Origin of the sequence: Pseudomonas sp. SIMBA_067 (assembly GCF_046534675.1) — a bacterium.
Lineage (GTDB): Bacteria > Pseudomonadota > Gammaproteobacteria > Pseudomonadales > Pseudomonadaceae > Aquipseudomonas > Aquipseudomonas putida.
Genome location: NZ_JAWRYH010000969.1, coordinates 1 through 251 on the forward strand (window position 1 = coordinate 1; position 251 = coordinate 251).

The 251-nt window shown below is 53.4% G+C and carries 1 pseudogene; it reads right to left on the reverse strand.

Annotation, left to right across the window (positions count from 1 at the left end):
- Positions 1 to 251 (reverse strand): annotated as a pseudogene (gene yggS / locus SB765_RS32095) (pyridoxal phosphate homeostasis protein); the annotation flags it as partial.

Consider the following 251-nt stretch of genomic DNA (forward strand, 5'->3'; position numbering starts at 1 on the left):
AGCCATTTGGCGTGCAACTTCAAACTGCCTTACATATTCTGACTCAGGCGCAGGGATTGCCATCAGCCCGCGCAGACGTAAACGCGGTAGTTCAGCGACCGCAGCTGCCAGCTCGTCCAGTTCAGCCAGTTGACTCCCGGACTTACTGTTTTCATCACTAATGTTAATTTGAATCAGTACGTTAAGAGGGGGAAGTTCTGCCGGGCGCTGGTCGTTCAGACGGGTAGCGATGCGCAAACGGTCGATGGTAT